Raw genomic sequence first — 13974 nt, forward strand, 5'->3', positions numbered from 1 at the left:
ACCTGCACATGCCGCCCAAACCCCTGATACTGTCGGCCTTTCTGATGAACACCACCAGCCACATCATCGGTGGTGCCTGGCGTCGTGACGAGGCCCAGCAGCACCGTTTCAACCAGCTGCCGCACTGGGTATCACTGGTGAAGACGTTGGAGAACGAAGGCTTCGACATCGCTTTCTTCGCTGATGTGGTGGGTCTCTACGGCGATCACGAGGGCGGCTGGGCCTCCCATGTCCGCAAAGGTCTGCAGATCCCCTCCAACGACCCGCTGGTGCTCATCTCCGCCCTGGCCGCCGTCACCGACCGGATCGGGCTGGCTCTGACCTCATCTGTGGTTCAGGCTCATCCCTTCACCTTCGCCCGCCAGCTCTCTACTCTGGACCACCTCTCCGGGGGTCGCGTGGGTTGGAACGTCGTCACCACGGCTCAGGAGAACGCCCACCGCAACTATGGTGCCGATGAACTGGCCCGCCACTCTGAGCGCTACTCCTGGGCAGAGGAATACCTGGAGGTCTGCTACAAACTGTGGGAGGGCTCCTGGAGCGACCAGGCGCTGAGAGTGGACAAAACCCATGAGGACGAGCGCGGCGGCGGGCTGCACGCGGATCCGGCGGGTGTCTCGAAAATCCATCACGACGGCGACCGCTACCGCGTGGAGGGTCCACATCTGTCCTCCCCCTCGCCTCAGCGCACCCCCTATCTCTTCCAGGCCGGCTCCTCTGACCGCGGCCGCGACGTGGCTGCGGCCCACGCGGAGGCCACCTTCTCGATGGCGCCGAACCGAGAGATCGCCGCCGCGCACGCCGCTGACGTCAAGGAACGCACCAAAAAATTCGGGCGCCGCCCGGAGGATTTGGCGTTCATCCAGGGGCTCTCCTTCGTCATCGGCTCCACGGAGACTGAGGCCCGCGCCAAGGCCGAAGATCTGGATACTTCCATCGACGACCATGCACTGATCGCCCACACAGCCGGCTCGCTGGGAGTGGACGTAGGCTACCTGCCTATCGATACACCGCTGGAGGACCTGGAGCACACCGAGGGGGCGCAGGGCCACTTGGCCGAGATCAAGAAGATGGCACCCAACGGCAAGGTCACACTGCGGGATTTAGCGCGCTTCCGGGCCCAGTCCACCCGCGTGGTCGGCACCCCGGAACAGATCGCCGATGAGTTGGAGGCGTGGCAGGCGGCCGGAATCGACGGCGTCAACGTCATCAACTCCACCCTTCCGGGCAGCTACGTCGAGTTCATCGACCACGTGCTGCCAGTGCTGCGCGCCCGCGGTTTGGCCCGTCACCCCCAGGATGCAGCCCCCGGAACTCTGCGCGGGTCGCTCACCGGCGAAGACCGGCTGCCGGCCAGCCACCCGGCCGCCACCCACCGTGACGCCTTCACCCAGTACAGCGCCGCCGCCACAGAGACGCCAAAGGAGCTGCTGCACTCCCACTGAACTCTCACGAACCTCACTAGGCAATCGAGGAACCTCCTCGCAGCTGTCCTGCCCAAGCAGAACCTCGAACGACCAATGACAACCGAATACCGCCAGAAGCACCTATCCATCCCGAGCGGCCGAGAGATCTGGCTCACCGACGCCGCGGCAACCCGAGCGCCGGGTGCTACCGCCAGAATCGATGGGAGAAACCTATGAACACCCCGCCTCCTGCCCACCACAACCGGCGATCGATGGGCATCCAGATCACCTCCGCCGCCGCGGTCGTCACCCTGCTCGCCACATCCTGCGGCTCCGCAGCGGCAGACAGCACCGAAGGTGACGCTTTCGCCGGTGACTATGAGGGCGAAAGCCTCGAGCTGCTGATGAACGTCTCCCATGAGGGAGCCGGCGAATGGCTCTCCGAGCGGTTCGAGGCTGAGACCGGGGTGGAGGTCACCATCACCACCGTCCCCTATGACGAGATTGCCTCCCAGCTGAGCCTAGACCAGCAGTCCGGCGCCAACGTCTACGACGTTGCCGCCCCCTGGTATGTCTCCCTGGGGGACCTTGCCGCCGACGGCAGCATCCAGCCGATCACCGAACTGGTCGAAAGCAGCGAGAACATCGACGTGGACGACTTCATCCCCAGTATCTGGGAGCCCTACTCGCATGTGGACGATGAGATCTACGGGCTCCCCTTCGACGGCGACATACACGCGCTGTTCTACAACACCGAGATTCTGGAGCGCAACGGCTTCGACGAACCTCCGACCACCTGGGACGAGTACGCCGAACAGGTGCAGACCATCACAGAGAACGAATCAGCAGACGGAGTCTATGGAGCCGCGGTCTTCGGGCAGCAGTCCCCGGTGATCCTCGGCGCCAGCTTCGCAAACCGTCTGGCCGGATTCGGCGGCGATTTCCTCAACGAAGACGGTCAGCCGGTCATCAACTCCGAGGAGGCTGTGGCCTCCCTGGAGGCGCTGGAAGAAGTCTGGGACGACGCGCTGCCCACTCCCGCCGAGACCGACTTTGGAGCGGGAAACTCCGCCTGGTTCGCCGGCAACGTGGCATTCATCGAGAACTGGACAGACCTGGGCGTGCGCTCTCAGGCCCCGGCTAGCGGCTCCGAGGTGACCGACAGCTGGGGTGTGACCTACCTGCCGCGAGAGAACTCCGACGACGAGCCGCGCGCCTCCCTCGTGGCGGGCTACTCGTGGACTGTGACCGGCAACACCGACCAGACGCACCTGGCCCGGGAGTTTATCGAATGGGCCGCCAGCTCCGAGGTCAACGCCGAACTGCTCACCGCTCTGCCGCCCACCGGAATCGACCCCAACCGCATCTCATCGCTGGAGGACGAGACCTACGGCACCAGCTTCCCCAAGCTCCAGGAGGTCAACTCCACCACGCTCAACGGGGCATTGGCCTGGCCTACCGGCCAGAACGCCACGGAGGCCGCGCAGATCCTTACTGATGAACTGGCCGCCTATCTCTCCGGACAGCGGTCCTCCGCCCAGGATGCCCTGGACACGGTGCAAGCCGAGTGGGAGCAGCTCCTTGGCGGCTGACACCCTCGAACGCAAACAGCCCGAGTCGGTACCGGGACGTGTCTTGCGTCTGCCTGCGCAGCAGAGGCCGCCCAGGCGGATACGGGGTGGACGACGACGGCGGGACCGCCTCTACCACCGGGCATTCATCGCGCCCGCCGTCGTGGTGCTGCTTGTTCTGGCGGCCTACCCGCTGCTGTTCATCGTCTCCGCGTCTCTGACCCGCTCCAGTCTGGGTCAGCCGTTCCAAGAGTTCCTCGGCACAGAGAATCTCCGGGCCACGATCGGCTCTGCTGCTGTGCAGAACTCTCTTCTCTTGGGCACCGGGTATGCAATCGGCGTTGCCCTGGCCAGCACTGTGCTGGGCACGGCCACTGCAGTGGCGCTCTGGCGATCTCTGAAGTCCGGGGTGATTATCCGCACTGTGCTGCTGCTGCCGATGATTGTGCCGCCTGTTGTTGTCGGGATCCTGTTCAGCTTCATCTTCTCGCCCTCCGGCGGGCTGATCGACACGCTGATCAAGATCGTCAGCCCCGGCTCTGGCACCTACGCGATCCTCTCCGACACCACGTGGGCCATCTTTGGCGTCGCATTGGCCGACGTCTGGGAGTGGACTCCCCTGGTGGTGCTGCTGGTGTTCACGGCGCTGCTGGGACAGGACCAGGAAATCACGGAGGCCGCCCAGCTGGACGGAGCCAACGGGCTGCAGCTCTTCGGCCACATCACTCTTCCGATGGTGGCCGGCACAATCGCGGCAGCCTTCCTGATCCGGCTCATCCTGGCGTTCAAAGTCTTCGACCTGGTGTATGTGATGACCGCCGGGGGGCCCGGATCCTCCACTGAGGTGCCGGCATATCTCATCTGGCGTTCGGCGCTGCAGAACTTCGACGTCGGCACAGCCGCCTCGATCACGCTGCTGCTGGCCGTAGTCGCCACGATTGTGACCTTGCCCGTCTTCTGGATCACTAAGAGGCACCGTCATGACTGACACGCTCACCCATCAGCAGGCGATCCCTGCGGCCACGGCAACGAAGGCCCCCCGCCCCAGCACGCTGACCCGGCAGGGCCGTCGCAGCCGAGCCGGCTCACTGCTGGCCAGTGGCTGGGTGCTCGGCGCTGCCGTCGTCGTGGTGGTTCCCCTGCTGTATCTGGTCTCCATTTCCGTTATGACGCAGGCACAGATCGCCTCCGGAATCTTAGTCCCCACTGACCCGGCTTGGCAGAACTGGGCTGATGCCTGGAACTCACCGTTGCCGCGCGGAGTGCTGAATTCGCTGATCGCTGCCTTCGGCGGGGCGGTGCTGAGCCTGGCGCTAGCGGTCCCAGGTGCCTGGACTATCGCTCGGCACCGCACTGGCGGCAAGACACTGAGCGGACTCATCCTGAGTCCTTGGCTGCTGCCGCCGATCGTGGCGATCGTACCGCTGCTGACCCTGCTGCGTATGGTGGGTCTGAGCAATACGCTCACCGGGCTGACACTGGTCTACGCGCTGATGAACGTGCCGGTGGCCATCTGGCTGCTGGACGGTTTCATCCGGCGTATCCCGGTGGACATCGAAGAGTCGGGTCGGATCGACGGCGCCAATGAGCTGCAGCTGCTGTGCCGGATCGTCGTGCCGCTGCTGGTGCCCGCTCTGATCGCCGTCGGCGTCATTATCGCCATCCTGAACTACAACGAGTTCCTCTTCGCCACTTTTCTCACCCAGAGCGAGGAAAGCCAGACGGTCACTGTGCTGCTGGCCGGCATGCTCAGCGAACGAGTGCAGGATTTTGGACGTATGGCCGCTTCCTCGCTCATCGCTGTGATCCCGATCTTCACCATTGCGGTGCTGCTGCAACGGTGGCTGGTCGAAGGTCTGACCACAGGCGCGGTGAAGTAAGAGTCACCGCCGGTTGCGATGACGCCGTTGTTTCCACTAGGAAAGGAGACCACCATGTCCCCAAATATCCCCACCACTGGACCCGCCCAGCGCGAGATCCTGTTCAACGCCTTCGACATGAACTGCGTGGTGCACCAGTCGCCGGGCCTCTGGCGCCACCCCGAGGACCGCGCCCGGGAGTACAACACCATCAGCTACTGGACCGACCTCGCCCAGACCCTGGAGCGCGGGCTGTTCGACGGGCTGTTCATCGCCGATGTGCTTGGCCCCTACGACGTCTTCGGGGACTCGCCCGAGGCCGCACTGCGCTCCGGGGCACAGATCCCGGTCCAGGACCCTTTCCTGCTGGTCGCCGCTATGGCCGCGGTCACCGAGCACCTCGGCTTCGGCCTGACCGCCGGCACCGCCTACGAACACCCCTACCCGTTCTCCCGCCGGCTGGGAACCCTGGACCACCTCACCGGCGGGCGTGTGGGCTGGAACGTGGTGACCGGCTACCTGCCCTCGGCAGCGCAGAACATGGGCCAGGAGGACCAGCTGGAGCACGACGCGCGCTACGACCACGCCGATGAGTACCTGGATGTGGTCTATAAGCTGCTGGAGGGCTCCTGGGAGGACGACGCCGTCGTCGCCGATAAGGAATCCGGGGTCTTCACCGACCCAGCCAAGGTTCACCGGATCGATCACCACGGCGAGCACTTCAAGACTCCGGGCATCGGCGTCGTCGAACCCTCCCCGCAGCGCACCCCGGTCATCTACCAGGCCGGCGCCTCCACCCGCGGCCGCGCCTTCGCCGGCAAGCACGCCGAGGCGGTGTTCATCAACCCGCCCACCAAAGAGCTGGCGGCCGAATCGGTCAGACGCATCCGCCAGGCCACCGCCGATGCCGGCCGTGACCCCTACAGCGTGCGGATCTTCGCGATGCAGACCGTGGTCACCGGGCCCAGCGACGAGGCCGCCCAAGCCAAGTACGACGACCTCGCCCAGTACGTGGACCCCGAGGGCTCCCTGGTGCTGATGTCCGGGTGGATGGGCATCGACCTCAGCCAGTTCGAGCTGGACGAGCCCATCGGCGACGTGGAGTCCAACGCGATCCAGTCCACAGTGGAGACCTTCAAGAAGGCCTCCGGACGCGAGGACGAAGTCTGGACGGTGCGGCAGCTGGCCGAGTGGGTCGGCGTCGGCGGCTTCGGCCCGGTGATCGTCGGCGACGGGCCCAGCGCTGCCGCCCAGCTGGCCGAATGGCAGGACGAGACCGACGTGGACGGGTTCAACCTGGCCTACCACATCACCCCGGGAACCTTTGAGGACATCGTCGACTACGTGGTCCCCGAGCTGCAGAAGCTGGGCCGCTACAAGACCGAGTACACCTCGGGCACACTGCGGCACAAGCTCTTCGGCGCCGGCGACCACCTGCCCGCCGAGCACCACGGGGCACAGTTCCAGCTGCGCCGTCGCTGAGCGGCACCCCGGGAAAGGGTCGGCGGCGGCTGCTGCGGGCAGCTACCTCATCGCGTGCCAATTGATGGATTATTGGTGGAATGGCGTCGAAATGTCGCTCGGAGCGCCGAAAATCCATCAACCGATGGTGTGCGGGGCTGGTTCCCCGCCCGGCGTTGCGAAGCGGGCTGGGTCTACCGGGAGGCGCGTTCGAGGACTTCCTCGAGCACCGCATCGTTGACCTTCCGCGGCTCGCCGTAGCTGGGGTAGTGGAACTGCATGATGTTCGCGTAGGCGCTGACCTCCAGCACCACCGCGCCCTCGGCGGTGCCCAGCTGGGGAACCACCAGGTCCACCGCAGCCGCACCCAGGCCCGGGATCGCCCAGAGCCCATCAACGGCGAGGTCCTCCAGCTCCTCACCCAGAAGGTCCAGCACGTCCACGGCGATTCCGCCGCCGCGGGCGGTGTCGGCGACCGGGGTGAGGAACTGCAGCCTCCCCTCCGGCAGCACCGAGAGCCGGGTGAGCCCCATCGGCTCCAAGAAGGCGTCGGTGACCTCCGGCTGGCGGGGCTTGAGGTACTCATTGGGGCTGCGGCGGGCGATTTCATCATCGGCGAGCTGCCCCACTGAGGTGATGCCGTCGCCGACCACATAGAACGGCAGCCGGGCGACGGCGCCGACCACCCGGGAACCGACCACGTAGGCTCGCACATCAAGTCCGGGCACGTACTGCTCCATCAGGATCAGATACCGCGACTCCAGGGTGACCGGTCGGGCCGCCATCGCCTCCTGCCATGCGGCGCGCAGCTGGGATTCGCCGGTGACGTTGATGGTGATGCCCTTGGCCGTCCGGCCCGAGGAGGGCTTCACAGTGACCGGCTTGCCCAGCAGCCTCATGTACTTCACCGCCCGCGAGTAGTTCGTCGGCGACAGTGCCCGGCCCTTGGGAGTGGGAACCTCCGCAGCGGCGAGATACCGTTTGGTCGCTGCCTTGGAGCGCGAGACGCGTCGCGCCTGGTGGGACACCAGCGAGGTGATCACCCCGTCCATGCCCCCGACGACGACGCCGGAGAGGAAGAACAGCTGATTGGAGTCGGTGATCTTCTTAATCGTGATCCGCTTGCGCTGGGCGGCGCGCTGCAGCAGCTTCTCGTGGGCCAACGTGGAGCTCCACCGGCGCAGCTGCTGGTGCTGAGGCACCACGTGCTCGGCGATGAACCGTTCGGTGGCCGAGGCGCCCTCCTCCAGACTCACATGCGGCTGCGGCTGCCCGACCGGGGGCGGCGGAGGCGGCCCGGCGTCAGATTCATCGGCCTGGGAACCTGGTCTGGGCTCCTTTCCGGCGGCGGGGAAGTAGGTGGCGGACATGGGGATCAGGATATAGCAGATCAGGAGGTCAGCACGGCAGCAGCGGCGTCAGAGGGCGGCGGTGAACAGGATCTGTTCGGCAATGGCATCGGCGACCGGTTGGCCGCGCCCCACCTGCGGAAAGTGGTGGGGGGTGATGCTGGCGGCCTCGTCGATGCCCACGACCTCAGCGCCCTGTGAGCTGTCCAGCGACGGGGTCTCCAGCGCCACGGAGGCGCAGAGCAGCCCCGGTATGGCGCGCATCGCGTCCACGGCCAGCGTCCGCAGCTCATCGGAGACGAGGCCGGTGGCCTCCACGCTCACCGCCCGGCCGGAATCATCGGGCACGATCGCCAGCACGCTGATTGCCTCGCGGCCGACCACATAGGCGCGCAGCAGTAGGACCGTACCGCTGGGCTTCGGCGCGAGCACCTCGGGACCGAAAAGTGGGGGAGTGGGGTCCTCCGGGCTGGTCTCCGGCAGCGGTGCGGGGTGGGGGACATCCACCAGGTCCAAGTGGGTGCGCACTTTGGCCGCATCGCGCAGCACCCGGCGGGCATGGGCGGAGACCAGTGTGGTCACTCCGGCGCCTGCGGGTTGGCCCGCTCCGTTGGGGCTCAGCGAGTATCCGCCGATGATGGTGGAGGCGAACTCGAACACCCAACGCCCCTCGGTGACCTTCTTCACCGCGATCCGCCGGGCGGCAAGCGCCTCACCCAACAGTCGCGAGGGTGTGGGCAGCGGATCCGGGCGCGCTGCCTCAACAGCGGCCTGCTGGGCACGAAGTGGCTCCACGTGCTCGGTGAGGAACCGGGCGACGACGTCGTGGCCTGTGGTGTCGTGGGAAGGCTCCGCCGCCTCCGGCTCAGAAGTCTGCATCACCGATCCAGGATAAGCGCTGCGGCCTCAGGTTCGGGGGTCTGACCCGCCCTCATTGGACCAGTCGGCGCCGCTGGACTCCGTGGACTGGGCCGGATCGGAGACGACGTCGCCGTCGTAGGTGGTCTCCGTCTCAGGTGAGACGAACTCATCGGTGGCTTCGTTGACCTTCTGCTCGGCCCGCTTCACCGCGTCACTGGCCACAGCGACAGCCCTTTTGGCGCCGTCGGCGAGGTCCTGGCGCAGCTGATACGTGGACTCGGTGGTCTTCTCGACGAACTCTTGGACGTCGGGACGGTTCCACGTCTCCTCAGCGTTCTTGCGCACGTTGTCGAAGCTGGCGTCGAACGTCTTCCGACCGGTCTTGGTGCCGATCACATAGCCGATGGCCACTCCGGTGCCCAGGGAAAGCAGTCCCATGATCACTCCCGTATCAGTAGGTTCAGGCGGATACCTTCAACCTAATCAGCTCCCGGTGGTCCTGTCACCAGGGGGATGCCCGGATCCGTCCCTGATCCGGCCCTGAAGCTCCCCTGTCTTCAGGGGTCGGCGCCAGCAGTCTCTGAGATGCTGGGACCATGGTTGAATCTGCTGCCGCCGAGATCATCGTGACCCTGGTGACCGGCCTGGTGCTGCTGGTGGGGCTGATCAGTCTGGTGCTGCCGATCCTTCCCGGCAGCCTGGTGGTGATCATCGGGCTGCTGGTGTGGGCGGTGCTGCTGGGCGCTCCCGTGGTGTGGGCGGCAGCGGCGGCAGGCATGGTGCTGACGCTGATCGGCTGGAGCGCCTCCACGGTGCTGACCGGCCGGGTGCTGCACCGTGAGCGGATCCCCAGAGGCCCGATTCTCATAGCACTGGGGGCAGCGCTGGTGGGTCTGGTCGTCCTCCCGCCGCTGGGGCTGTTCCTGGGCTTCGCTCTCGGGCTCTTCGGTGCGGAGTACTTCCGGCGCGGCAAAGACTGGCGAGCCGCCGGCTCAGCGAGCCTGCAGGCGCTGCGGGCCGTGGGGATCGGACTGCTGATGGAGTTCTTCTTCGCCGGCACCGCCGTCTCCCTGTTCGTGCTGGGGTCTGTGATTCACCTGATCTTCTGAGCCTGCTCACGCAGCCGGGCGGCGCCGCGGCTCAGGTGGGCTCGAGGCGAGGCGGTGCTGCTATGCCGCTTGCGGTTCGCGAACGGCCCTCAGGTAGAGGCGGTGGCCCAGATCCACCAGGCCGCAGCCTGCCAGTGAGGCTACGAAGGTCGCAGCCAGCAGCTCCGCACCGGGCATTTCGAACAGGTGGTAGTGCTGGGAGACCGGCACCAGCAGAACTGCTGCCAGCAGCAGATACATCCCCGCGATCAGGGTGATGCGGACGGCGTTGAGCGGGCGCAGCACCACGTTTAGCACCCACAGTCCCACCAGGGCGAGGCAGATGAAGCTGGCCGTCTGGATCTCGGGGTCGCCGGCGCCGAAGCGGCGGCCGAAGATGGTCACCGCGACCAGGCTCCCACCGATCGCCAGGGTGGGCGGCAGGGAGAACAGCGTTGAGCGTTTCAGGAAACCGCTGCGGTACTTCTGCACATTGGGCATCAGCGCGAGGAAGAACGCGGGGAAGCCGATCATCAGGAAGTCTGCGGTGGAGAACTGCCGGGGCAGGAACGGGAACGGCCAGAACATCAGGGCGAAGACCAGGCCCACCAGGATGGCGTAGGCCGTCTTGGTCAGGAACAGGTGCGCCACCCGTTCGGTGTTGGCGATGACCTTGCGGCCCTCGCGCAGCACACTGGGCAGTCGGGAGAACTTGCCGTCCAGCAGCACCATCCGTGAGACCGCTTTGGTGGCCGGGGCCCCGGAGCCCATGGCGATACCCAGATCGGCCCTCTTCACCGCCAGCGCGTCGTTGATGCCGTCACCGGTCATGGCCACCACGTGGCCGTTGGCCTTCAGCGCATCGACCATCGCGGCCTTCTGCTGCGGTGAGACCCGGCCGAACACCTGGTGGGTGGCCAGTGCGGAGCGCAGCGCCTCGGGGTCCTCGGGCAGGGTGGAGGCGTCCACACCCTCGCCGTCGAACTCCAGGCCGACTTCCCGGGCCGCTGCGGCCGCGGTCTTCGGGTTGTCCCCAGAGATGACCTTCAGGGTGATGTGCTGTTTGCGGAAGTACTCCAGCGTCTCAGCCGCATCCCGGCGCACATTCTCCTTGAAGGTCAGCAGCGCCACCGGCTGCAGGCCATCGGGCAGCGGCTCCCCGCGCTGCAGCGGACGGGTCGCGGCCCCGCCCTCGGGTGCGGCGGCAGGCGCCCAGGTGAGCAGCATCGTGCGCAGCCCCTGGGCGGCTATCGAGTCGGTGTGGGCCAGCAGCTGGGTGACCGATTCATCCTGCTCGGCGTCGGGGCTGCGCATGATCTCCGGGGCGCCCAGGACCCAGTGGCCCGCCAACGGGCCGGCATCCTGGGCGAAGGTCACCGCAGACCAGCGGCGCACCGAGGAGAACTGGACCTGGTGGGCCGGCCGGTGCCGGGGCAGAGCGGTGAAGGGAACGGTCAGCGCGGCCGCAGTCGGGTTGGCCTGCTCATCGGCGCCGAAGTGCGCCAGCACCTGCTGCCAGGGCGCAGTACCCTCCACAGCGGTGGAACTGGGATCATGATGCCATCCGGTGGGTCTGCCCGAAGCGTCCAGCGCCGAGGCTCCGTTGAACACGATGGTCCCATCCGTCAGGGTGCCGGTCTTATCCAGGCAGACCACATCGACGCGGGCCAGCACCTCCACCGCCGGCTGCTCCTGGATGAGCACCGACTGCTGGGCCAGCTTCACCGCTGCCACAGCGAAGGCGATCGTGGTCATCAGCGCCAGCCCCTGGGGGATCATCGCCGTCACCGAGGAGACCGCTGTGACCAGCGCATCCCGCCAGGCGCCGCTGCTGAAGGCCTGCGTCCACCCGCCGTGGGCCTGCATCTGGCCGTTGAACACCACAGCGGCGATCGGCAGCAGCACCACTGACAGCCAGAACGCGATGCGCTCCAGCGCACGCCGGATCTCTGAGTTGATCTTCAGGTACTTCTTCGCCTCAGCCGCCAGTCTGACCGCGTGGGCCTTCTCGCCGACTGCGGTCACCACGAACCGCCCGTAGCCCGCCAGCACCCCGGTGCCGGAGAGGATCGGGCTTCCGCGGCGTTTGGAGACCGCCTCGGACTCCCCGGTGAGCATGGATTCGTCGAGGTCCAGCCCCTCGGCAGAGAGCACGACGCCGTCGGCGGGCACCTGATCACCGCGGCGCAGCTCTACGACGTCGTCGAGCACCACCTGCTCGCGGTGGACCTCAATGATCATGCCGTCGCGCAGCACCCGAATGTAGTCCTGATGCAGCAGGGCGATGGCATCCAGCTTGCGCTTGGCGCCGTACTCCTGGACCAGGCCGATGATCACATTGGCCACCGCTGCCACGGCGAAGAGCAGATCCAGCCACCGGCCCAGGACGATGATGATCAGCGCACAGACCCCAATGATCAGGTTGAACAGCGTCATCAGGTGGGTGCGCAGAATCTCGGCGATGGAGCGAGAGGTGGTGTTCGGCTGGACATTTGCCAGCTGCAGCCGCATCCGCTCAGAGACCTGCACCGAGTTCAGTCCCTTGTCCTCCAGGACGGTGGGGTCAGGGGCAGCCCTCAGCTCCGCAGGATCGCGGACCTCCGTCTTCTCATCAGGCACGCAGAGAGTCTACCGACCTTGAGGGGCAGCGGTGACTATCCGCCGGCGACCGAGACGAGGAGATCTTCGCCACTGGCCCCCAGCTGGATATCGAGGTCGAAGGGGACCTGCTCAGTCTGGGTGAGCTGCTCACCGCTGAAGTGGTGCACGGCCTCGAAGCTGACCTCGGCCACCAGCTCCTCGTGGCCGACGCTCCAGCCCTCCTGGTCGAAGGAGAGGCTGAACTCTTCGGGTTCGGGGAAGGTCCATTCGATGGAGTCCGAATCTGGCACCCGGTGTGGGGTGGTGGTGCCCACAGGGCAGCCGGTGGGCATCAGCACCGGCTGATCGCAGTCGCTGAAGTATTGGCCGATCTCCTCGTGCAGCACATCTGTGGCGTCCTGGGAGGCTTCCAGATCCAGGGTGACCCGCTCGGCGGTGCTCTGCTCGTCCTGTGGTGCGGTGACCACATGGGAGGCGCTTCCGACCAGCCACTGGGAGTCGACGGTGATCTCCGCGGCTGAGGGCACGAAGGCTGAGAGCTGGGCGGTCTCCTCCTCCAGGTTGACCGGCACACCGTTGAGCTGCACCTGGTGGATGCCGCCCTGCGGGGCACCGGGAACAGCAACTTCGAACCAGGTCAGCGCGTTGGTGGAGACTGCCCACGTGTCGAAGAAGCCCCAGGCGGTGCCGCTGTGGCTGGCCGGCACGGTGGTGGCATAGTCTTCTCCGCCGACGGTGAAGTCCAGCTGGGCGGCAGTCTCATCGCCGCTGATGCTCGCATCCTCGATCAGTTCGGTGGAGCGGGCCAGGCCCTGACCATCAAGCAGCAGGTGGTCCATCCCCTCTTCGGCCAGGAAGTCCGGGGTCTCGGTGAGGTGTCCCATCGCCTCGGCACCGGAGCCGGCAGCCATCGCCTCCCAATACTGCTCCACCGTGGATTCGGGAGTGTAGAGCTGCTCATTGACCTGCCAGATCGCCACCACCACGGCCACCGCCGTCAGCACCAGAACGGCGGCCCAGCCCGCTGCGGCACCGAAGCGCGAGGTCGAGCGCGAGCCCTGCTGGTCATCGGGGGTCTGATCATCGGCGTGCCTGCCGTGCGACTGCGGGTCGGGGTGCTCGTCGTCAGCCTGCGCGAAGATGCTCATGAGGGGATGATGGTCCGGTGGAAGTTCTCGTGGCCCAGCGACGGCGTCGGCCCCCGCTGGCCCTGATACCGCGACTGGTGCACGGCGGTGCCGTAGCCGTGCTGGGCGGGGGAGGAGAGTCGGAAGAAGCACAGCTGACCGACCTTGGACCCCGGCCAGAGTTTGATCGGCAGCGTAGCCATATTCGACAGTTCCAGAGTCACCTGCCCGCTGAACCCGGGATCGATGAACCCAGCGGTGGAGTGCGTCAGCAGCCCCAGGCGCCCCAGCGAGGACTTGCCCTCCAGCCGGGCAGCGATGTCGGCCGGAAGCGTCACCGTCTCGTAGGTGGCCCCGAGCACGAACTCCCCGGGGTGCAGCATGAACGGCTCATCAGGGTCCACCTCCACCAGGCGGGTAAGATCCGGCTGCGGGACTGAGGGGTCGATATGGGCATACTTGTGGTTGTCGAAGAGCCGGAACATCCGTTCCATGCGCACATCGACGCTGGAGGGCTGAATCATCGAATCAGTCAGCGGATCCAGCTGGATGCGACCGGCGTCCAGCTCGGCGCGGATGTCGGTGTCGGAAAGCAGCACGCGTTCAAAACTATCACCGCAGCCGCGCAGTATCGTGGTGCCGGGCTGTTTC

General features: G+C 66.4%; 12 protein-coding genes and 1 riboswitch. Of the genes, 6 read left to right on the top strand and 6 right to left on the bottom strand.

The features are described from left to right. Positions 1–8: 8 nt before the first annotated feature. The 5 genes from FHX47_RS08450 to FHX47_RS08470 all read left to right on the top strand — a co-directional run bounded on the left by FHX47_RS08450 (position 9) and on the right by FHX47_RS08470 (position 6318). Positions 9–1445 (top strand): NtaA/DmoA family FMN-dependent monooxygenase, encoded by a 1437-nt coding sequence (locus tag FHX47_RS08450; protein WP_183358505.1) that lies wholly within the window; start codon positions 9–11, stop codon positions 1443–1445. A gap of 103 nt (positions 1446–1548) precedes the next feature. Continuing rightward, a riboswitch (SAM riboswitch) is annotated at positions 1549–1633 on the top strand. 6 nt (positions 1634–1639) lie between these two features. Next, the gene (locus FHX47_RS08455; protein WP_246328124.1) at positions 1640–2998 is read left to right on the top strand and encodes an ABC transporter substrate-binding protein; all 1359 of its coding nucleotides are present in this window, start codon (positions 1640–1642) and stop codon (positions 2996–2998) included. Positions 2999–3140: 142 nt separating this feature from the next. Continuing rightward, entirely contained in the window at positions 3141–3965 is an 825-nt protein-coding gene (locus FHX47_RS08460) for a carbohydrate ABC transporter permease (protein ID WP_343064347.1), read from the top strand. Further along, positions 3958–4857 carry a carbohydrate ABC transporter permease gene (locus FHX47_RS08465; protein ID WP_183358507.1) on the top strand — a complete coding sequence of 300 codons (900 nt, stop codon included), beginning with the start codon at positions 3958–3960 and terminating at the stop codon, positions 4855–4857. Before FHX47_RS08460 ends, FHX47_RS08465 begins: the two co-directional genes overlap by 8 nt. A 54-nt stretch (positions 4858–4911) precedes the next feature. Beyond that, positions 4912–6318, top strand: a complete 1407-nt coding sequence (locus tag FHX47_RS08470; protein ID WP_183358508.1) for an LLM class flavin-dependent oxidoreductase — start codon at positions 4912–4914, stop codon at positions 6316–6318. Between the two features lie 173 nt (positions 6319–6491). On the opposite strand, the gene FHX47_RS08475 is transcribed toward FHX47_RS08470, so the two are convergent. Genes FHX47_RS08475 through FHX47_RS08485 form a run of 3 tightly spaced genes read right to left on the bottom strand, consistent with a single transcriptional unit; the run spans position 6492 to position 8945 of the window. Next, complete coding sequence (locus tag FHX47_RS08475) at positions 6492–7667, bottom strand: hypothetical protein (protein ID WP_183358509.1); 1176 nt, start codon at positions 7665–7667, stop codon at positions 6492–6494. Between the two features lie 48 nt (positions 7668–7715). Next, entirely contained in the window at positions 7716–8528 is an 813-nt protein-coding gene (locus FHX47_RS08480; RefSeq protein ID WP_183358510.1) for a hypothetical protein, read from the bottom strand. Between the two features lie 24 nt (positions 8529–8552). Next, positions 8553–8945: a hypothetical protein gene (locus tag FHX47_RS08485; protein ID WP_183358511.1), complete on the bottom strand. Its 393-nt coding sequence runs from the start codon at positions 8943–8945 to the stop codon at positions 8553–8555. Positions 8946–9103: 158 nt separating this feature from the next. On the opposite strand from FHX47_RS08485, the gene FHX47_RS08490 reads away from it, so the two are divergent. Then, positions 9104–9616, top strand: coding sequence for a DUF456 domain-containing protein (locus tag FHX47_RS08490; protein ID WP_183358512.1), 513 nt, complete (start codon positions 9104–9106; stop codon positions 9614–9616). Positions 9617–9676: 60 nt separating this feature from the next. On the opposite strand, the gene FHX47_RS08495 is transcribed toward FHX47_RS08490, so the two are convergent. Genes FHX47_RS08495 through dcd form a run of 3 tightly spaced genes read right to left on the bottom strand, consistent with a single transcriptional unit; the run spans position 9677 to position 13922 of the window. Further along, a complete protein-coding gene (locus FHX47_RS08495) occupies positions 9677–12214 on the bottom strand; it encodes an HAD-IC family P-type ATPase (protein WP_183358513.1) in 2538 nt (845 codons plus the stop codon). A 35-nt stretch (positions 12215–12249) separates the two neighbouring features. After that, positions 12250–13344 (bottom strand): hypothetical protein, encoded by a 1095-nt coding sequence (locus FHX47_RS08500; RefSeq protein ID WP_183358514.1) that lies wholly within the window; start codon positions 13342–13344, stop codon positions 12250–12252. Continuing rightward, the gene (gene dcd, locus FHX47_RS08505; protein WP_183358515.1) at positions 13341–13922 is read right to left on the bottom strand and encodes a dCTP deaminase; all 582 of its coding nucleotides are present in this window, start codon (positions 13920–13922) and stop codon (positions 13341–13343) included. The genes FHX47_RS08500 and dcd overlap by 4 nt, the downstream gene beginning before the upstream one ends. Positions 13923–13974 lie beyond the last annotated feature (52 nt).

It is taken from the genome of Garicola koreensis, assembly GCF_014195445.1.
Classification (GTDB): Bacteria; Actinomycetota; Actinomycetes; order Actinomycetales; family Micrococcaceae; genus Nesterenkonia; species Nesterenkonia koreensis.